The sequence below is a fragment of the Stenotrophomonas sp. pho genome (assembly GCF_006228405.1).
GTDB classification, from domain to species: domain Bacteria; phylum Pseudomonadota; class Gammaproteobacteria; order Xanthomonadales; family Xanthomonadaceae; genus Stenotrophomonas; species Stenotrophomonas sepilia.
In genome coordinates this window covers 2507314-2525959 of the sequence record NZ_CP029759.1, presented here as the reverse complement: position 1 = coordinate 2525959, position 18646 = coordinate 2507314, and the positions used below count along the sequence as shown (strand labels likewise).

Below are 18646 nucleotides of genomic sequence, written 5' to 3'. Positions count from 1 at the left end.
CCGGCCAGCGGCCGGCTCTACCGGTTCAAGGTCCGTGCGGTCCGGTGGTCATGGATCAGTACAACTCGCAGTGGGTGCGGCCTTCGCCCCGCAACGCGTCCCAGTGCCCTTCACCACCGATGGCATCGATGGCCTTGCGCACCGCGCCTTCCAGGTGGCTCTTGTTGCCGCACAGGTACAGGTGCCCACCGCGGGCCAGGACATCACGCACCTCGCTGGCGCGCTGCTGCAGCACGTGCTGCACATAGACCTTTTCGGCGCCATCGCGCGAGAACGCGGTATGCAGGCCGGCCAGCACGCCTCGCGTGTGCCAGTCCTGCAGCTGGTCGCGGTACAGGTAGTCGTGCTGGCGGTGCTTCTCGCCGAACACCAGGTGCACTTCACGTTCGCAGGCGTTGGCCTGCAGTTCCTGCATCAGGCCCATCAACGGTGCGATGCCGGTGCCGGTGCCGACCAGCAGCAGCGGTGCCTGGCCGGTATCGGGCAGGTGGAAGCCGGGGTTGGAACGGCAGTACACCCGGGCGTGGTCGCCGCCGTGCAGCAGGCTGCCGGTGGCGGTGCCGAAGCGCTCGCGGTCGCGCAGGGTGTAGCGCACTTCGCGCACGCACAGGCTCAGCTGGTCGTCGCAAGGGTGAGAGGCGATGGAATAAGCGCGAGGCAGCCGCGGTGACAGCAGCCCGCGCAGCCGGGCCAGAGGAACGCTGTGCGGGGTGGCGTGGTCCTGCAGCACGTCCAGCAGGTCCAGGCCGTGCAGGTAGGCGTCCAGCTCGCGCTTCTGGCTGACCTTCAACAGACCCTTCAGTACCTCGCTACCGCCGAGCCTGGCCAGTTCGCGCAGTACGCCCTTGCTCAGCAGGCGCAGCTCGCGGTCGTGCAGGGCGGCCACGGCGGCGGTGTCGCCATACCAGGCAGCCAATGCCTGCAGCAGGGCGGGATCGTTCTCGGGTACCACGTGCAGGGTGTCACCTGCGCGGTAGGCCATGCCACTGCCGGCAATGTCCAGCTGCAGGTGCCAGGCAGCGGGGTCGCTGCTGTTCAGGCGGCGACGTTCGAGAATGGGGGCGGCAAACGCATTGTCTTCGCCATAGGCGGTGACCTGCAGGCGCAGGTCCTGGCCAGCGTTGAGGTCGCCCTCCAGCACCTGGCCGAGCACCGGCCGCCATTGCTGGAAGAACTGCTCGTAGCCCAGGTCGGCGTCCACCCGATGCAGCAGCGGCTGCGCCTGGCGCTCGCTCAGTGCAGCATCCAGCGCCTTGGTGAAGCCGCAGAAGCTCGGGTAGCCGGTGTCACCGAGGCCGAACACTGCATAGCGCAGCCCAGCCAGCGTCGGGGTCTGGCGCAGTGTTTCGAAGAACTGTTCGCCATTGGCCGGCGGTTCGCCATCGCCGAACGAGCTGGAGATCGCCAGCAGCACGTCGCCGTGACCGAGACTGGCCACCTCGATGTCGTTGAAAGGGAGCACCTGCGGCGCGTGCGGCTGCAGGTCCACGCCCAGGCGCTGGGCCAGGGCGCGGGCATTGCCCGACTCGGAAGCGAAACCCACCAGCAGGCGGCTGAAGGGCGTACTGGTCGGGAGGGCGTTCACGCGGCCTCGTAGAAGTCGTCGAACTTTTCCTTGCTGAACTCGACCAGCTCGTAGTTCTGCATCAGGTCGTTCACCACGCGGCGGATGCTGATGTAGGAGGTGATGTTGCCGTCGGCGTCGAACAGCGGTTGCACGGTGGTGTCGACCACGTAGAGCACGCCGCCCTTGCCGAGGTTGGGCACGATGCCGGTCCAGGTCTTGCCGGCCTTGATGGTGTCCCACATGTCCTTGTAGACCGCCTTGGGCACATCCGGGTGGCGCACGATGCTGTGCGGCTGGCCGATCAGTTCCTCGCGGGCGAAGCCGGTGAGGGTGCAGAACAGGTCGTTGGCATAGGTGATGTTGCCCTGCAGGTCGGTGGTGGAGATCACCATGACGTTCTGCATGGCGTTCAGCAGCTGGGCGTTGTCGGGGGTGTAGCTCATCGCAGGGTCCTTGTGGATGCCGGTAACGCCGGCGTGTTCGGGTCCTGCATAGAGATACGCCCGCACCGCAGCGGGCGGTTTGACATTGGTCAAGCGGGTGGCGCGAAGGGCTGCGACCGGGTGTCGCAGGGAGCGTTCACTGCTGCAGGGGAAAGCCGATCGTCTCGTGGCAATGCTGCACGAGGTGGCGACCTCCCTCATTGATGTGCAAGGTGTCTGCGTCACCGAAGAACCGCAGCAGTGCTGCCCCGGTCGTACTGCCCGCGTGCGCGGAGCGTCTGGCTGCAGATGGCAGGAACGGATCAGCTCGCGGATCGTGTCCGCCCGGGAGGTTCGCGCGCGCAAGGGTGCCTTCGATCAGCAACTGCGCACATGCGCCAGCCAGATAGGCGACTGGTTCCCGTTGCCGGCCGCGCCGAGGTTGCCCTGACAATGCGGTGGCGATATGCTGGAACTCATGAGCGGTGGTGGCGATCACGCGCCTGCGCAGCGAATCAGCGTCCGGGCCGGAGGGAAACCAGAAGCTGACCACCTGGCCCGGCCGCTCTGGTCCTGGCAGTTGTCGCCAGATGCCGCCTCCGTCACTTACGATCGTGAGCTGATAATGCACAGGCGTCCGTTCCTGCCCATTGGCCTCGAGCGGCAGTCCAGCGGATCGTGCAGCGGACTCGCAGAGCTGTGATGCTTGCATGGCCGAAAGCGCTCCATCTGCCCAGAGAAGTCGAGTTGCGACGGATGACCACCCGCACTCGATGGACCGATTGGGATACTCCGAGCTTTCCGGGCCGGGTAGCACCGACACTGTGCTGATCTTCAGATGTGAGGATGGGCCTCGCAGCAGGGTGGCATACCCTCCATCGGGACTGACCAGGTCCCGGGGAGGCAGTTGGATGGATTGGCACGCACTTGTGGCCAGAAGGATTGCCGCCAGCCCAGCATAGAGCCCGAGGGCGGAGCCCGATTGGGTACGCTTGGGCTGACGGCGCTGCATCAGGGGGGCAGCCCGCCAGCAGAGATGAGGGCGATACCGATTGCTGCCACGATAGCTCGTAGATTGCTCATTGGTACTCTCCAAGTTTGACGTCGATTGACCGATCAGTTCAACTCGCTGGCTCGGTACTCAATGCGTATCGACTCTGGCTCGATCAGGCAATCGGAATTGTTTCAAGCACCTGCAGTAGTTGGCTCCGGCTCACATTCGATGCACCAGAGACATGCGCAGGTCGCGCCAATGGCGACACTTGCGCATCCAGTCACACCCTGTGGGGAAGTCGCGGGCGCGTCAGCCCATCAGATAGCGCAGCACACCCGCCGAGACCACGCCGATCAGCACCGTCGGCAGCATCGACAGCCGCGTGGCGGCCAGCAGGGTGATCGCCAGTGCGGCCAGGTCGGCCGGCTTGTCGGCGACGAAGTCCGGGGCGATCACCGAGATCAGCACGCAGCCCGGCGCGGCTTCCATCACCGTCACGGCGCGTTTGCTCAACGTGCGGTTGCGCAGCGCGAGGAAGCCGACGATGCGGGTCAGGTAGGTGGCGGCAGCCATCAGCACGATGGTCAACACCGAGGTCCAGTGGATCAGTCCATTGAAGATCATGCCGGGTCCTCCGCCAGCAGCCAGGCGGCGGCCAGGCCGGCCAATGCGCCGCTGGCCACGTACCACGCGCCCGGGATCAGCAGGTAGGTGGCGGCGGCGACGACCAGGCTGACCAGCCACGGTCTAGCCGCCTTCATGCCCTGCCACATGCCGCGCAGCAGTACCAGGAACACGGCGGGGAAAGCCATGTCGAAGCCATAGGCGTGGATGTCGCCCAACATCGGCCCGACGATCGCACCGAGTGCGGTGCAGGCCACCCAGACGGTGTACAGGCCTGCCGACACGCCCAGGTAGTAGGCCAGGCTGAAGCCCAGCGCGCGTCGACGCGCATCGGCCACGCCCATTGCCCAGCTTTCGTCGCACATGAAGAACAGCGCCGGCAGCACGCGGCGGCGCGGCAGGTGCTGCAGCAGCGGGGCCAGGCTGGCGCCCATCAGCAGGTGGCGGCTGTTGACCAGCGCGGTGATCGCCACGATCAGTGCGATGTGCGGTGGCGAGGTCCACAGTTCGACGGCGGCGAACTCCGAACCGCCAGCGAAGTTGAGGCCGGTCATCAGCGGTACTTCCAGTGCGCTCAGGCCCTTCTGGGCCGCCTGCGCGCCGAGCACCAGGGCGAACGGAATGAAGCCGATCATCACCGGTACGGCGGCGCGCAGGCCGCGCAGGAATTCGGCACGCGGCGCGGTATCGCAGGTGTCTGGCAGGGGGAGGGTGGTACGGGCGTCCATGGAACGGCACGACGAGGTGGGGGTGGCCCATGCTAGCGGTCCGATCACGAAATCGGGTTGCGTTGATGCCACTGGATTCTGGATGATTGATATTCCATGCGGCCAGAGTCGACCAGGACGAAATTTCATGCAGTACCAGCTCGACAACCTTGATCGCCGCATCCTCGACGCCCTGCAGCGCGACGGCCGCCTGCAGAACCTGGAGCTGGCCCGTCTGGTCGGGCTGTCGCCGTCGGCCTGCCTGCGCCGGGTGCGGCTGCTGGAGGAGGGCGGTTACATCGACCGCTACGTGGCGCTGTTGAACGAGGCCAAGGTGGGCCGCGGCTTCACCGTGTTCGTGCGGGTGTGGCTGCGCGGGCAGGACGAGGACACCACCAATCACTTCATCAACAGCATCAAGTCTTTCCCGGAAGTGCTGGAATGCCATCTGATGGCCGGTGACTGCGACTTTCTGCTGCGGGTGGCGGTGGCCGACCTCGACGCCTACCGGCAGTTCCAGATGCAGCACCTGAACCGGATCGCCGGAGTGCAGAACACCAAGACCGAGATTCCGATGCAGCGGATCAAGCAGACGACCCAGCTGCCGCTTTGAGGGATGGGGTTTGCGGCCGGGTTGCACCCGGCACCCGCCGGTAGTGCCGGCCGCTGGCCGGCAACCTCAGAAGCAACGGCCGAAGCAACAGCGTGCATTCCGTGGGATGGCGGGGTGGGTCCGGTTGCAGGGGACGCCGTAAACCCTTCCATGGGGGCTTGGCCGCGGCATCCATGCCGCGGACACCCCTGCAACCAGACCCACCCCGCCTTCGACAGTTTCCCACGACCTGTCGGGGTCGGATCCCGTTGCTGCGCAACGGGCTCTGACCCCAGGGGCAGATGATCATGTCTGTTCGATTCATTGATTCCTGATGCGTGACTGGCCCCACGGAGCCTGCCTCGGCGTCAGCCGTGGCGGCGGTCATCGCAATGACATGTGCCCTCGGTACGGTTTGAGCCCGCTTGCGGGTCGCGCGTGGGCCGGGGTTCCGGTTGTGGTGCGCGACCGTTGCAGCTGCTGTCGCTGCCGAGGGTCATGTGTTCTACGTCAGGGGGCTGAATGGACACCATGCGGTCAGAACTTGGAAGGTGGCCATCGCCGCATGGCTGCTGCTGTCCTTTGCCGCTGCCGCACAGGACGCGGTTCATGCCTACGACATCCCTGCGCAGCCGCTGGAACAGGCGGTCGAGCGCTTCAGTGTCATCAGTGGGTGGTCGGTGATGTATCCCGGCGACCTTGCTTCGGGCCGCAGCAGCCATGCGCTGCGCGGGAGCCTGGCGCCGCTTGCGGCGCTGGAGTCGCTGCTGCAGGACACCGGGATCGAGGCAGAGGTGATCGGCGAGCAGCGTGTGGTGCTGCGCCGGGGCAAACCCTCGGCCGCGGAACCCGGTATTGGCGCGGGGCTTCCCGAGGCCGAACGCCGGCGTCGCTACGGCGGGTTGCAGCAGCGGCTGCGTGCGGCGTTCTGTGACGACCCGGAGATTGCGCCCGGCCGCTATGCCGCAACGCTGCGCTTCCGCATCGACGGCGCGGGCCAGGTAAGCGAGCCGGAGCTGCTGTCCGGCAGTGGCAGTGATCGCCGCGACGCACGCCTGCTGCAGGCGCTGCAAGGCCTGGTGCTGGCGACCGAGGCCGCCGCGCTGCCACAGCCGGTGACGCTGCAGATCCGTCCTTCCGGCACCGACCACGACTGCGGCCGGCGCGCGCCCCTTCCATGACTTCAAGGATTCGAACATGAGCAACGGTACGGCTGGGGCGGTTGATCTGATGGACCACCTCCTGGGTGCCTACGACGAGCTGAAACGCCGGTTGGTGCGCAAGCTCGGATCGGAAGAGCTGGCCGGCGACGCGCTGCAGGACACGTGGATGCGCCTGAGTGCGCGCCGTGACCGCCTGGACGCGGTGCAGAACCCTGCGGCCTACCTGCTGCGGATGGCGATGAACACCGTGATCGACCGCCAACGGGCAGACCACCGCCTGCTGAGCCTGGAAGAGGTGGATACGCTGATGGACATGGCCGACCCGGGGCCGGGGCCGGCGCAGGCGGCCGAGCTGGACTTCGCGCTGGAAGACATGGTCGGCCTGCTGCAGCGCATGCCCGAGCGCCGTCGTCGCATCCTGCTGGCGATCCGCGTTGATGGCCTGCAGCAGCGCGACGTGGCCGACCACCTCGGTGTGTCGCTGCGGTTGGTGCAGCGGGAGCTGAAGGCAGCCCAGGACTACCTGGCCGAACGCAGCGGGCAGGGGCGCCAGGTGCGGTTCTGAGCGACGGCATCCGTCTACACTTTGACGCCGAGCAGAACCCCGCAGCGTGCGGGTCCGGCATGAGACCCATGGATCCTGACGACCGCCCGCAACGCCCGCTGGATGCCGTTGAGCGTCAGGCCCATGCGTGGGTGGTGCGGCTGACCTCGGGCGAGGCGACCGCTGCCGATGGGCGCCGGTTCCGTGCATGGTGCGAGTCCGACCCGCGTCATCGTGAAGCGTTTGGCCGTGCGCGCCGGCAGTGGGAGCAGGTGCGGCTGGCCGGCGAGCGACTGCCCGCCGGCGCGCGCCAACCGGTCGCGCCGACGCCGGCCCAGCGCTGGAGTCGGCGCGCCTTCCTGGGCGCTGCGGTGGCAGCGCCAGCCAGTCTGGTGGTGGCGGCGGCGCTCCGCCCGCCGCTGGGATTGTGGCCCTCGGTGACGGCGATGGCGGCCGACTTCCACACCGGCACAGGTGAACGACTTCAGATCGCGCCCTTGCCGCAGCTCAAGATCGAACTGGATACGCAGAGCAGCCTGCGCCGCCGCGCGCACGCGCAGGGCGAAGGCTTCGAGCTGGTGCAGGGCCAGGCCGCGATCGAAACCGGCGCTGGCCTGCGCCTAGCGCTGTTCGCGGGCCCGGGTTGCGTGATTACCGATGAAGGTGCGGTGCGCCTGGACGTGCGCAACACCCACGGCCAGGTACGGGTGACCTGCCTGCAGGGTAGCGCCCGTATCGAGCACCCGCAGGGCCGCCTGCAGCTGCAGGCCGGCCAGCAGACCCGGTTCGACGAGCGCCTCAGTGGCGTCGTGGCCGAGGCCGTAGCTTCGGAAGTGAGTGCCTGGACCGAAGGCATGCTTGTGTTCCGCCGCGCACCGCTGGGCGAGGTGGTGGACGAGATCAACCGTTACCGGCGGGGCAAGGTACTGCTGGGTGAATCGGCATTGGCGCGCGCGCCGGTCAGTGGCCGCTTCCGCATCGATGATCCGGACGCGGCACTGGAGCAGCTGCGACTGACGATGTCGCTGGATCTGCGTCGCTTTCCGGGTGGCATCGCCGTCCTTGGATAGATGACGACGCTGGCCGTGCGCGCCGCGCAGGGCTGTTGCAAGCGAGGAGAGGCCAAGGATGCGCAACGAGACCATCGGTGTGCTCGATCTGCGTCGCAATCTGTCTGCATTGCTGGAAACCACCCAGCGAAGGCCCTTGATGGTGCATCGCTATGGTTCGCCCTGGGTGTGCGTGGTGTCCGACGCGCAGTGGCAGCAGCAGGCGGTGCTGCTGGACTTCAATCCGCAGTCACACCCATTGGCGATGCTGCTGCGGTTGCAGCAGCAGGAGATGCCCCTGGTCGAATCCGGGGCGCTGCCGCCTGCGGCGCTCGCACGCGCACTGCTGTTGGCGGACATCCATGGCATCGACGATCTCACGCAGCTGCATGAGCAGGTGCTGCATCATCGGCTCTGGCACTGGTTCGTGGCGGGCGCCCATGGGGTGATGGACGGGTGGCAGCTGCCCGCACTGCGCGTCGCGCTGGCGTCATGGTGCGATGACGTGGACATGACCGATGCACTGGTCGCATTCGCTGCCCGCAGCGACGTGGCGGTACTGGCCCGCCGTTGTGGGGTGACGCACCGCGGCTGCAGCGCGAAGCCTGCAGGCGGATGACGCTGCGATGACGTTGCCGATGAAGCGCCACCCCGTGCACAGAGTTGCATTCGCGGTGTCGCTTCACCTGCCTTGCTGACGTCTTCTCCAGAGTACGACGCACCACGCGTCGCGGAGCACGGGCGGCGCAGATGGAAGACAGTCGCAGGATCAGCATGCTGGAGCTGGATCGCCACCTGAGCCAGTCACTGGAACAGGCACGGCACACGCCACTGAACGTGCAGCGCTACGGGCGCTCGTGGGTCTGGGTGCTGTCCAGTGACGCCTGGGCGGATGCGGCACGCTGGGCGGCACTGGACAGCAGTGCGCATCCACTGGCGGCACTTCGAAAGGCCCTCGACCTGCGGCTGTCGCCCTGGCCCGACGCGGCCATGAGCGCGCTGCCGCTTGGCGCAGCCGATGCGCGGCTGCTGCAACGTGCGGCCCTGCTGGTGATCGTGCGTGACCTCAACAGTGCGCAGCGTGTGTACGACGACCTGCGCTACCACCAGGCGTACCGCATGTTCATCGGTTTCGACCACGGCACCGCGTGGTCGCCGACGCAGTGCATGCGCCTGCTGCAGGCGTGCGTGCATCCGTTGCTGCGCGAGTGCATCGACCAAACACTGGCCAGCGTGCCGCCGCACCTGCTCGAGGCGGCACGCGTGCCGGCTGCACGTGCGCCCGCACAGGCAACCGCGCAGCGAATCGCAGGCGGATGTTTATCGTACTGACACATGCACCGCTGACCATGGTGCAGCGGTCTCTTCCAGGATGACGAGGGCGGAACAATGGCAAGGCAGGCAGGTGGTCGCAGGGCTCGGCAGCAGGGCTTCAGCCTGATCGAGATCATGGTGGTGGTGGTGATCATCGGCATCCTTGCCGCGCTGATCGTGCCGCGGTTGATGGACCGTCCGGACCAGGCGCGTGTGGTGGCGGCGCGCCAGGACATCGCGGCGCTGATGCAGGCGCTGAAGTTGTTCAAGCTGGACAATGGGCGCTATCCCAGTGCCGAACAGGGCCTGCAGGCGCTGGTGAAGCCGCCGCAGGGCAGCGGTGCGTTGCCGGTGACGCCGTATCTGGATCGCCTGCCGAATGATCCGTGGGGCCATCCTTACCAGTACCAGGTTCCAGGCACTCATGGCGACATCGATGTGTTCTCGCTGGGTGCGGACAGCAAGCCCGGTGGCGACGCCGGGAACGCAGACATCGGCTCCTGGCAGCTGTGAGGCGTGCTGATGGCAGCCCGGACGCGTTCGATTTCATGCATCCACCAGCGTGGCGTGGCGGTGATCGTCGCCTTGCTGGTGGTGGCATTGGTGGCCGTGATTGCCACTGCGCTGTTGACCCGGCAGTCGGCGCAGCTGCGCGCGCTGCGCGGCGACCAGTTGCGCGCACAGGTACGCATGGCGGTGGATGCGACGCTGGAGCGTGCGGCGCAGCAGCTGCGTGAGGATGTCAAGGAACAGCTGACCACGGTGCGCAGCGGGCGCTGGGCGCGCCCGTTGGAACTGCAGGCGCCATTGCCGGTGCAGCTGCAACTGGTCGATGCGCAGTCGATGTTCAACCTGCGCAACCTGCTGGCACAGGGCAGGCCGGACCCCGAGGCGCGGGGCGCGTTCGTCGCGTTGTGCGCCGGGCAGGGGCTGGGCCAGGGCACCTGCGCATCCGCGGTGGACCACATCCAGGCGCGCCTGCGCGACGGCGATGTGCAGGCGCAGGCACCGCTGCCGCGCGAATCACTGATCGAACAGGCGCTGGTCGGCGCTGACCCGGTGGCGTTGCAGGCGTTGGTGCGGCGCACAGTGGTGTTGCCGGCGCAGACCCTGGTCAACGCCAACACCTGCGACCTGAGCGTCCTGCAGGCGGTCGCGCCTGCGGTGGAACCGGCAAGGCTGCAGGCGCTGCTCGCTGAGCGCGACGCCGGCCACTGGCTGCTCAACCGCGGTGACATCGCCAACCGACTCCAACTGAGCAACGAACAGATGGCCGTGCTTCCGCTGGGTATCCATAGCGAGTGGTTCCTGGCCGTGGGCCGGGTGCAGGCTGACGGCAGCGCGGTTGATTTTCGCGCGCTGCTCTGGCGCGAGTACCGCGACGACGGGGTACGTGTACAACGGGTGTGGACGAGGATCGGCGCATGACGGTGCAGCTTCGGGTGCGCCTGCCGCCGTTGGCGCACCTGCGCGCCGACAGCGCGGTGGACTGGGCGCAGCTGCACAAGGACGAGGTAGTGGCACACGGCCGCGACACGCTGGCCGCGCTGGGTCTGCGGCATCCGCGGGCCACAGTGCATGCCTGCCTTGATCCGAACGACCTGATCCTGCTGGAACTGCAGCTGCCGCCGCTGTCCGGGCGCCGCCTGCAGGCGGCGTTGCAGGGCGAGGTGGAGGCCATGCTGCTGGATGACCTGCAGGAGGTGGCGCTGGCCCACGGTGCGCAGGCGGCAGACGGTACGGTTCCGGTGGCCTGGCTCGGCCAGCAGGCCATCGCGCAGGCGCAGCAGCTGCTGGCCTCGTGTGCGCTGCAGCTGCAGGCGTTGTATCCGACGCCACTGCTGCTGCCTTGGCAGCGCGGCCACGCCACGCTGCAGGTCAGCGGCGAGCATCTGCTGGTGCGCAGCGGGCGCGATCGGGGACTTGTCCAATGGTATGGCGGACGTGACGCGTCCGCGGTGATGCAGGCGTTGGCCACCCGCCTGCAACAGGCCGGGGTGCGGGCCGTGCAATGGATCGACAGCGTACCGCCGGCGTGGCCGGACAGCCTGCCGGCCAGCGCCGTTGCGCATGAACAGCAGGCCTGTGGTCCGTTGCCGGGTTGGTCATTGCCGCTGCCCGGCGCAGGCCGTCAAGCGCCGCGACTGGCGATCGGCCTGGCACTGGCGGCGGTGCTGCTGGCTGCACTTGGCCTGCAGTGGCAGGTCTCGCGTTGGCGGATCGAGGGTGAGGCGCTGCAGCAGGGCATGGCACGGCAGTTCAGCGCACGCTTTCCGGAGGTCACCGATGTGGTGGACCCGGTGTTGCAGGCAAGGCGAGCGCTTGCGGTTCCACCGCCGACGCCGCCGTTGCCGGCGCTGCAACGTCAGATCGCCAGCACGCTGCACGCGGTTCCGGAGCTGGCGGGTCAGGTGCACAGCCTGCACTACCAACCCGGGCAGGTGTACCTGGAGCTGGACGCCGATGCCCAGGCATTGGCCGACGATCCACAGCGGCTTGAGCGCTGGCAGCAAGCGATGCAGGCGCAGGGACTGCAGCTGGCGCGCGATACCGGTGGACGCCTGCGGGTGAGCGGAGCGGGACAGTGACGACCCGAACCCTGCGGCTGGGTCAGGGGCTGGTGGGCCTGCAGCAGCGCTGGCAACGCCTGCCACCGCGCGACCGGCTGATGCTGTGGGTGATGGTGGTGGCGCTGCTGGTAGCGGGCCTGTGGTCGTTATGGCTGGAGCCCCTGCTGAAGCAGCGCACGCACTGGCAGGCCGAACTGCCACGGCTGCAGGCGCAGTCCCGCGCACTGGCGCCGCTGCTGCGCGCGCGTGAGCGCCAGCAGCTGGCGCAGGGCCAGCATCCGACCCTGGCCGGGCTGCGTGACCAGATCAAGGCTGCCGGTCTGGCCGACGGCCTGCACATCGAAGCGCGCGACGGGCGCTGGCACCTGCAGGTACGGGCCGTACCCGCCGATGCGCTATGGAACTGGCTGCTGCCGCTGCTGGCCGACCCGGCCATCGAGTTGCAGCAGCTGCAATTGACACGCACAGGGGATGCGAACATGCCGGCGGCACGGATTTCAGGACACATCGTGATGGTGGCAACTGCGGGTGCCCATCCATGAGGGCGATGCGCAGCCTTGCCTGCAGTGCCGCATTGGCACTGATCGTGTGCATGGGCCACGCGCCGGCACCCGTGCTGGCGCAGGACACCCGCGATGAGCCGGTGCAGTTGAACCTGGTCGACACCGACATCGGCGGCGTGCTGCGCATGGCGGCGCGCTTCACCGGGCGCCAGTTCCTGGTCGACCCACGCGTGACCGGCAAGATGACGGTGGTTTCCGATGGCCCGGTCAGCCGTACCCAGGCCTACCAGTTGCTGCTGGGCGCATTGCGCATGCGTGGCTTCGCCGTGGTCGAGAACGGCGGCGTCAGCCGGGTGGTGCCGCAGGCCGATGCCAAGTTGCTCGGTGGACGGGTGGGCAGCGGTGGTGCAGGGGGCGAGATCGCCACGCGCACCTTTGCGCTGCGCTATGAGAATGCGGCGGCGCTGGTGGCTGTGCTGCGGCCGATGATCAGCCCGGACAACCCGATCACCGCCAATCCAGGCAACAACACCCTGGTGATCACCGACTACGCCGACAACCTGGATCGCATCGCGCGGGTGATCGCCAGCGTCGACACGCCCGCCGGCATGGACACCGATGTGGTGAAGCTGCAGCAGGGCATTGCGGTGGATGTGGCGGCAATGGTCGCACCGCTGCTGGATGCGCAGGGTGCCGAGCCAGGCCAGAAGGTGGTGGTGATGGCCGACCCGCGCAGCAACAGCGTGCTGCTGCGTTCCAGCAGCCCGGGTCGCACCCGCCTGGCGCGGCAGCTGGTGGAAAAGCTGGACCGTGCCCAGGACGAGTCCGGCAACCTGCATGTGGTCTACCTGCGCAACGCCCAGGCCAACCAGCTGGCCGGTGTGCTGCGTGGCGTGGTAGCCGGACAGAGCGATGCACCGGCCATGGGCAGCAACCAAGGAATCACCCCGCTGCCGGGTGACGCCAACCGTCCCACGCCCCCCCAGACGTCGCAGCCGCAGCAGGCCAAGCCCGGGGGCAATGCGCTGGAATCGCAGCGGCTGGACCCGAGCCGGGGCGACCCGATCGATGCAGGAAGCACCGGCTTCAGCCAGAACGGCATTTCGGTACAGGCGGACGTGGCCACCAACACCCTGCTGATTTCGGCGCCGGAGCCGGTGTACCGCAACCTTCGCCGGGTGATCGACCAGCTCGACCAGCGCCGTGCGCAGGTGCTGGTGGAAAGCCTGATCGTGGAGGTCAACCAGACCGACGCGGCCGAGCTGGGTGTGCAGTGGATGCTGGGCAATGGCCGTACGTTTGGCGGCACCCATTTCGGGGGCGCTACCGGCGGTAGCGGGCTCAATACCGGTGCGCGTACCACGCTGGACGTGCTGCCCAAGGATGGCCTGAAGATCGGCGTGATCGACGGCACCATCAACCTGCCCGGTGTCGGCCAGATCCTCAACATGAAGGCGCTGGCCACTGCGCTGCAGAGCAAAGGCGGCGCCAACATCCTGTCGACGCCGAACCTGATGACGCTGGACAACGAGGCAGCCAGCATCATGGTCGGCCAGACCGTGCCGTTCGTCAGTGGCCGCTACGTGACCGACGGTGGCGGCGGCAGCAACAACCCCTTCCAGACCATCGTGCGCGAAGACGTGGGCCTGAAGCTGCGGGTGCGCCCACAGATTTCCGAGGGCGGTACGGTGAAGCTGGACATCTACCAGGAAGTCAGCAGCATCGACGCGCAGAGCGCGAACAGCACGGCCGGCATCATCACCAACAAGCGCGCACTCGATACCAGCGTGCTGCTGGACGATGGCCAGATCATGGTGCTCGGTGGCCTGCTGGAAGACAGCGTCAGCCACGGCCGTGATGCGGTACCGGGGCTGGGGAAGATCCCGGTGCTGGGTGCCTTGTTCCGCAGCGACTCGCGCAAGCGCGCCAAGACCAACCTGATGGTGTTCCTGCGTCCGCACGTGGTACGCGACCCGGCCGCAGGACAGCGCCTGACCCGCGACCGCTACGACTACATGCGCAATGCGCAGGCCGGCGCGCAGCCCGTACAGAGCTGGGCCTTGCCCGCGCTGTCGGCGCCGCTGCTGCCACCGCAGGACCTGACGGTACTCGGCCAGGGCAATGCGCGCGATGGCCACGGCCAGCCGTTGCAGAACACCAGCCTGGCAGCGTTGTATCCGGCCGGTGACGGCGATGCGCAGCTGGTGCAGTTCGCACAGGGGCTGGAGCCGAGCCGTGCCAGCCAGGGCGTGGCGCAGGTGCGGGCGCTGGGCCTGCAGGCCTACGCGGAGGCGACGCCGGGCGAGAGTGGGCAACGCCTGCGCGTGCGGCTGCCGCGTGATCCGGTGAAGTTGGACCCGGCATTGCAGCAGCTGCGCGGGCTGGGCTACACGCCGGAACTGGTGATCGAGCCGTGAGCGCCGTTGTGCCGCTGCCGTACGCGTGGGTGCGCAGCCACGGCGTGATGCTGACCGAAGCCGGTGGCGAGCCGGTGCTGCTGGGAACGGACGATACCGCAGCGTGGGCCGTGGCCGAGCTGCGCCGGCGGCATGGCCCGCTTCCGTTCCAGGCATTGGATGCCGCGACCTGGCAGCAGCGGTTGGGTGAGCAGTACCGCGACGGCGGTGATGCCGCTGCCGTGGTCGGTGCCGCCGAAAGCGAAGTCGATCTGGACCGGCTGATACAGGACATGCCGGAGGTCACCGACCTGCTGGATGCGCAGGACGATGCACCGGTGATCCGCATGATCAATGCGCTGCTGGCACAGGCCGCGCGCGATGGCGCCAGCGATCTGCATATCGAGCCATTCGAGACCCATTCAGTAGTGCGCTACCGGGTGGACGGCACCCTGCGCGACATGGTGCAGCCACGGCGCGCATTGCACGCGGCGCTGGTGTCGCGCATCAAGATCATGGCCCACCTGGACATCGCCGAGAAGCGGTTGCCGCAGGACGGGCGCATCGCGATCCGCGTGGGCGGGCGGCCGCTGGACATCCGTGTTTCCACTGTACCGACCGGGCATGGCGAGCGCGCCGTGCTGCGATTGCTGGAAAAGGATGCCGGCCGCCTGCAGCTGCAGCGCCTGGGCATGGCCGATGACACCTTGGCCACGTTCGCCGGATTGATCCGCCAGCCGCATGGGATCGTGCTGGTGACCGGGCCGACCGGCAGCGGCAAGACCACGTCGCTGTACGCCGCACTGGGCCAGCTCGACAGCAGCACCAGCAATATCCTCACCGTGGAAGATCCGGTGGAGTACGACTTTGCCGGCATCGGCCAGATCCAGGTCAATGCGCGCATCGGCATGAGCTTCGGCACCGCGCTGCGCGCGATTCTGCGCCAGGATCCGGACACCATCATGATCGGCGAGATCCGTGACCTGGAGACCGCACAGATCGCGGTGCAGTCGTCGCTGACCGGGCACGGTGTGCTGGCTTCGCTGCACACCAACGATGCGGTCTCGGCGGTGACCCGCCTGGCCGACATGGGCGTGGAACCGTTCCTGCTGGCCTCGTCGCTGCGCGGTGTGCTGGCGCAGCGGCTGGTGCGGCGGCTGTGCACGCAGTGCCGGCGTGCCGAGCTGGATGGCGAAGGCCGAACCGTATGGCGCGCAGTGGGCTGCACGGCCTGTGCCAACAGTGGCTATCGCGGACGCACGGGCATCCATGAGCTGTTCGTGGTGGACGACCGGGTACGCGCACTGATCCATGAAGGGCAGGGTGAGCCTGCGCTACGCGAGGCGGCGCGGCGGGCCGGCATGCGGACCCTTCGGCAGGACGGCCAGCGCTGGGTCGACAGCGGGGTGACCACGCTGGAAGAGATCCTGCGCGTCACCGGCGACGACTGAGGCCTGCATGGCACTGTTCGATTACCAGGCTGCCAACGCGCAGGGCCGCATCGAGAAAGGTCAATTGGATGCCGACAGCCCGCGCGGTGCTCGCCAGCTGCTGCGTGGGCGCGGGCTGACACCCGTACAGGTCAGCGCGGCGCGGAGTGCAGGCACTGGCTGGGGCGCTCGCCGCCTGTCGGCCAGCGAGCTGGCCTGGGCCACGCGCCAGCTGGCCAGCCTGCTGGCGGCCAGCCTGCCGTTGGAAGCTGCATTGAGTGCGGTGATCGAACAGGCCGAGCGCCCGCACGTGGCCCAGGCACTCACCGCTGTGCGCGCCGACGTGCGCGCCGGCCAGCGCCTGACCGTGGCACTGGCCGCGCGGCCACGCGACTTCCCGCCGATCTATCGGGCGCTGGTGGGTGCAGGTGAGGATTCCGGCGATCTGGCGCGGGTGATGGAGCGTCTGGCCGACTACATCGAGGAACGCAATGCGCTGCAGGCCAAGGTACTGACCGCCTTCATCTACCCGGCGGCGATCAGCCTGGTATCGGTGGCGATCGTGATCTTCCTGCTCAGCTACGTGGTGCCGCAGGTGGTGACCGCATTCGTGCAGGCGCGGCAGACGCTGCCGATGCTGACCCAGGTGATGCTGGCCGCCAGCGCGTTCGTGCGCAGCTGGGGCATGTGGGTGGGGCTCGGCATCGCTGCGCTGGTGGTGGCATGGCGGTTGGCGTTGCGCCGGCCGGAACTGCGCCTGCGCTGGGACGCGATGCTGCTGCGGCTGCCGATGGTCGGGCGCTTCGTGCTGGGCGTGAACAGTGCGCGTTTCGCCTCGACGCTGGCGATCCTGCTCGATGCCGGCGTGCCGCTTCTCCGTGCACTGGAGGCGGCGCGGCAGACCCTGGGCAACGCGTTGCTGGCGCGCTGCGCCGATGATGTGTCCGCGCGCGTACGCGAAGGCGCTGCGTTGGGTTCTGCATTGAAAATACAGAAAGTGTATCCGCCGATCCTGGTGCATCTCGTGGCCAGCGGAGAGAAGACTGGCTCGCTGGCGCCGCTGCTGGATCGCGCCGCGCAGACCATCTCGCGCGAGATCGAGCGTCGCGCGATGGCGCTGACCGCCCTGCTGGAACCGACCATGATCCTGGTGATGGGTGGCGTGGTGCTGACGATCGTGCTGGCCGTGCTGATGCCGATCATGGAAATGAATCAGCTGGTGCAGTGATGCGCAACGCGCAGCGCGGCACGCTTTCGATTCTCCACACAATCCTCCACACCTTTTTCCGATCTTCCACAGGTTTCTTAAGCGGCCTGTCATCGGCGCGGACCAGCATGGACCCGTCGCCGCAGAGTGGGCTGGGAGGCCCTCGGCGGCAGCAGGCGTGTAGTGACCGTTCCTCCCTTGGCGTTTCCCTTCGCAGTAAACCCTTCAGGAGAAGATCATGACCAAGTACAAGACCCTGGCCGCGCTGGTTGCCACCGCGCTGCTCGCTACCGTGGGCGCCGCCTCGGCGCAGACCGTTACCGGCGGCGGTGCCTCGCTGCCGGCCGACCTCTACAAGGGTTCGGCCGACAGCATCCTGCCGGCGAACTTCACCTACGCCGTGACCGGTTCGGGTACCGGCAAGAAGGCCTTCCTGGAAAACAACTCGGCGCTGTTCTCGACCACCGGCACCGTGCATTTCGCCGGCAGCGATTCGGTGCTGAGCAGCACCGAGCTGAGTAGCTACACCACCAACTTCAACCAGCCGACCAACGCCAACCGCTACGGCGCGCTGATCCAGGTGCCGTCGGTGGCCACCTCGGTCACCATCCCGTTCAACAAGGCCGGTTCGGCAGTGGACCTGAGCGTGGCGCAGATCTGCGGCGTGTTCTCGGGTGCGATCAGCGACTGGTCGACCATCGATGCCAACCGCAGTGGCCCGATCCAGGTGGTGTACCGCGCGGAAAGCAGCGGTACCAGCGAAATGTTCAGCCGCTTCCTGACCGCGGCCTGTGCCGCTGAGAACGCTGAAACCTCGAAGCTGGTGGGCGGCAAGTTCGCCATCAAGTCGACCTTCGCCGACCTGTACAAGCGCGATGCCAACGGCAACCTGCCGGCGTTCCTGGTGGCCGCCCCGGCCACCGGTGGCACCTCGCTGTACAACACGGTCTACGCTGCTGAAGGCCGTATCGGCTACGTCGGCCCGGACGTGATCCCGAGCCTGACCGATGCGACCAAGGTCGCCAAGGTCAAGGGCTTCTCGCCGGACCAGGTGAGCGTGCAGGCCACCCTGGACACCGTCGCTCCGCCGACCGGCACCGATGCTGAGAACCCCGCCAACTGGGTGCCGGTGTTCGGCAACCCGTCGGCTGGCTATCCGATCGCCGGCTACACCAACCTGGTGATCGGCCAGTGCTACAAGGATTCGAGCGTTGCCACCAGCCTGCGCGGCTTCCTGGCCCGCCACTATCCGGCCACCTACACCGTCACGTATGAGAAGTCGATCACCGACCACGGCTTCATTCCGCTGACCAAGGCGTGGCGCGATGCGATCCGCAACCGCTTCGTGCTGGCCAGCAGCACGGCCGGCCTGAACAACCCCAGCACCTGCGCCGGCATCGGTCGTCCGCTGTAATCCGCAGCACCGGTTGAATCCTGCTTGACGCGACGCCGGCCTCTGGGCCGGCGTCGCCATTTCCGCGACGGTGCCGCCACCGCAGTGTTTCGCTGTCGGTTTCGTGCCACGTGAACCGTCTATCAGTGGCAGGGCATGCGTTGCGCGTGC

The 18646-nt window shown here is 67.7% G+C and carries 18 protein-coding genes and 1 pseudogene; 14 read left to right on the top strand and 5 right to left on the bottom strand.

From position 1 onward, the window contains the following. Positions 1-55 precede the first annotated feature (55 nt). From DL544_RS11870 to DL544_RS11850, 5 genes are all read right to left on the bottom strand, one after another. Positions 56-1585 (bottom strand): diflavin oxidoreductase, encoded by a 1530-nt coding sequence (locus tag DL544_RS11870; protein ID WP_139727194.1) that lies wholly within the window; start codon positions 1583-1585, stop codon positions 56-58. Continuing rightward, the gene (locus DL544_RS11865) at positions 1582-2010 is read right to left on the bottom strand and encodes a PAS domain-containing protein (RefSeq protein WP_005416824.1); all 429 of its coding nucleotides are present in this window, start codon (positions 2008-2010) and stop codon (positions 1582-1584) included. The genes DL544_RS11870 and DL544_RS11865 overlap by 4 nt, the downstream gene beginning before the upstream one ends. A gap of 136 nt (positions 2011-2146) precedes the next feature. Next, a complete protein-coding gene (locus DL544_RS11860; protein WP_139727192.1) occupies positions 2147-2701 on the bottom strand; it encodes a ubiquitin family protein in 555 nt (184 codons plus the stop codon). A 591-nt stretch (positions 2702-3292) separates the two neighbouring features. Continuing rightward, complete coding sequence (locus DL544_RS11855; RefSeq protein WP_005409898.1) at positions 3293-3607, bottom strand: AzlD family protein; 315 nt, start codon at positions 3605-3607, stop codon at positions 3293-3295. Further along, on the bottom strand, positions 3604-4335 hold the full coding sequence (locus tag DL544_RS11850) for an AzlC family ABC transporter permease (protein WP_005416820.1): 732 nt from the start codon (positions 4333-4335) through the stop codon (positions 3604-3606). The genes DL544_RS11855 and DL544_RS11850 overlap by 4 nt, the downstream gene beginning before the upstream one ends. A gap of 127 nt (positions 4336-4462) precedes the next feature. On the opposite strand from DL544_RS11850, the gene DL544_RS11845 reads away from it, so the two are divergent. The 14 genes and pseudogenes from DL544_RS11845 (at position 4463) to DL544_RS11780 (ending at position 18496) form a co-directional block, all read left to right on the top strand. After that, positions 4463-4927, top strand: coding sequence for an Lrp/AsnC family transcriptional regulator (locus DL544_RS11845; protein WP_005413654.1), 465 nt, complete (start codon positions 4463-4465; stop codon positions 4925-4927). A gap of 479 nt (positions 4928-5406) precedes the next feature. Continuing rightward, the gene (locus DL544_RS11840) at positions 5407-6087 is read left to right on the top strand and encodes a TonB C-terminal domain-containing protein (RefSeq protein ID WP_032954240.1); all 681 of its coding nucleotides are present in this window, start codon (positions 5407-5409) and stop codon (positions 6085-6087) included. A 16-nt stretch (positions 6088-6103) separates the two neighbouring features. Then, a complete protein-coding gene (locus DL544_RS11835; protein WP_005416809.1) occupies positions 6104-6634 on the top strand; it encodes an RNA polymerase sigma factor in 531 nt (176 codons plus the stop codon). A 68-nt stretch (positions 6635-6702) separates the two neighbouring features. Next, complete coding sequence (locus DL544_RS11830; protein ID WP_095377489.1) at positions 6703-7683, top strand: FecR family protein; 981 nt, start codon at positions 6703-6705, stop codon at positions 7681-7683. A gap of 58 nt (positions 7684-7741) precedes the next feature. Continuing rightward, positions 7742-8292 (top strand): annotated as a pseudogene (locus tag DL544_RS11825) (hypothetical protein). A 120-nt stretch (positions 8293-8412) separates the two neighbouring features. Beyond that, positions 8413-8994 carry a hypothetical protein gene (locus tag DL544_RS11820; protein ID WP_005416801.1) on the top strand — a complete coding sequence of 194 codons (582 nt, stop codon included), beginning with the start codon at positions 8413-8415 and terminating at the stop codon, positions 8992-8994. Between the two features lie 57 nt (positions 8995-9051). Continuing rightward, on the top strand, positions 9052-9489 hold the full coding sequence (gene gspG, locus DL544_RS11815; RefSeq protein WP_005416799.1) for a type II secretion system major pseudopilin GspG: 438 nt from the start codon (positions 9052-9054) through the stop codon (positions 9487-9489). Positions 9490-9498: 9 nt separating this feature from the next. Continuing rightward, positions 9499-10404 (top strand): type II secretion system minor pseudopilin GspK, encoded by a 906-nt coding sequence (gene gspK, locus DL544_RS11810; protein ID WP_032954238.1) that lies wholly within the window; start codon positions 9499-9501, stop codon positions 10402-10404. Beyond that, positions 10401-11564, top strand: coding sequence for a type II secretion system protein GspL (gene gspL / locus DL544_RS11805; protein ID WP_139727190.1), 1164 nt, complete (start codon positions 10401-10403; stop codon positions 11562-11564). Before gspK ends, gspL begins: the two co-directional genes overlap by 4 nt. Beyond that, positions 11561-12088, top strand: a complete 528-nt coding sequence (gene gspM, locus DL544_RS11800) for a type II secretion system protein GspM (protein ID WP_021203914.1) — start codon at positions 11561-11563, stop codon at positions 12086-12088. The genes gspL and gspM overlap by 4 nt, the downstream gene beginning before the upstream one ends. Further along, entirely contained in the window at positions 12085-14466 is a 2382-nt protein-coding gene (gene gspD, locus DL544_RS11795) for a type II secretion system secretin GspD (protein WP_139727188.1), read from the top strand. Before gspM ends, gspD begins: the two co-directional genes overlap by 4 nt. Further along, entirely contained in the window at positions 14463-15896 is a 1434-nt protein-coding gene (gene gspE, locus DL544_RS11790) for a type II secretion system ATPase GspE (protein WP_139727186.1), read from the top strand. The genes gspD and gspE overlap by 4 nt, the downstream gene beginning before the upstream one ends. A gap of 7 nt (positions 15897-15903) precedes the next feature. After that, positions 15904-17103 carry a type II secretion system inner membrane protein GspF gene (gene gspF, locus DL544_RS11785; protein ID WP_065177670.1) on the top strand — a complete coding sequence of 400 codons (1200 nt, stop codon included), beginning with the start codon at positions 15904-15906 and terminating at the stop codon, positions 17101-17103. Positions 17104-17320: 217 nt separating this feature from the next. Further along, positions 17321-18496: a substrate-binding domain-containing protein gene (locus tag DL544_RS11780; protein ID WP_139727184.1), complete on the top strand. Its 1176-nt coding sequence runs from the start codon at positions 17321-17323 to the stop codon at positions 18494-18496. The last annotated feature ends 150 nt before the right edge of the window (positions 18497-18646 follow it).

What these genes read in the sequence shown, in the direction of transcription:
- DL544_RS11860 (WP_139727192.1), bottom strand. Translation starts at nt 2,701, where the DNA reads ATGCAAGCATCACAGCTCTGCGAGTCCGCTGCACGATCCGCTGGACTG.
- DL544_RS11780 (WP_139727184.1), top strand. Translation starts at nt 17,321, where the DNA reads ATGACCAAGTACAAGACCCTGGCCGCGCTGGTTGCCACCGCGCTGCTC.
- DL544_RS11820 (WP_005416801.1), top strand. Translation starts at nt 8,413, where the DNA reads ATGGAAGACAGTCGCAGGATCAGCATGCTGGAGCTGGATCGCCACCTG.
- gspG (WP_005416799.1), top strand. Translation starts at nt 9,052, where the DNA reads ATGGCAAGGCAGGCAGGTGGTCGCAGGGCTCGGCAGCAGGGCTTCAGC.
- DL544_RS11850 (WP_005416820.1), bottom strand. Translation starts at nt 4,335, where the DNA reads ATGGACGCCCGTACCACCCTCCCCCTGCCAGACACCTGCGATACCGCG.
- DL544_RS11835 (WP_005416809.1), top strand. Translation starts at nt 6,104, where the DNA reads ATGAGCAACGGTACGGCTGGGGCGGTTGATCTGATGGACCACCTCCTG.
- gspL (WP_139727190.1), top strand. Translation starts at nt 10,401, where the DNA reads ATGACGGTGCAGCTTCGGGTGCGCCTGCCGCCGTTGGCGCACCTGCGC.
- DL544_RS11830 (WP_095377489.1), top strand. Translation starts at nt 6,703, where the DNA reads ATGGATCCTGACGACCGCCCGCAACGCCCGCTGGATGCCGTTGAGCGT.
- DL544_RS11865 (WP_005416824.1), bottom strand. Translation starts at nt 2,010, where the DNA reads ATGAGCTACACCCCCGACAACGCCCAGCTGCTGAACGCCATGCAGAAC.
- gspD (WP_139727188.1), top strand. Translation starts at nt 12,085, where the DNA reads ATGAGGGCGATGCGCAGCCTTGCCTGCAGTGCCGCATTGGCACTGATC.
- gspF (WP_065177670.1), top strand. Translation starts at nt 15,904, where the DNA reads ATGGCACTGTTCGATTACCAGGCTGCCAACGCGCAGGGCCGCATCGAG.
- DL544_RS11845 (WP_005413654.1), top strand. Translation starts at nt 4,463, where the DNA reads ATGCAGTACCAGCTCGACAACCTTGATCGCCGCATCCTCGACGCCCTG.
- gspK (WP_032954238.1), top strand. Translation starts at nt 9,499, where the DNA reads ATGGCAGCCCGGACGCGTTCGATTTCATGCATCCACCAGCGTGGCGTG.
- DL544_RS11855 (WP_005409898.1), bottom strand. Translation starts at nt 3,607, where the DNA reads ATGATCTTCAATGGACTGATCCACTGGACCTCGGTGTTGACCATCGTG.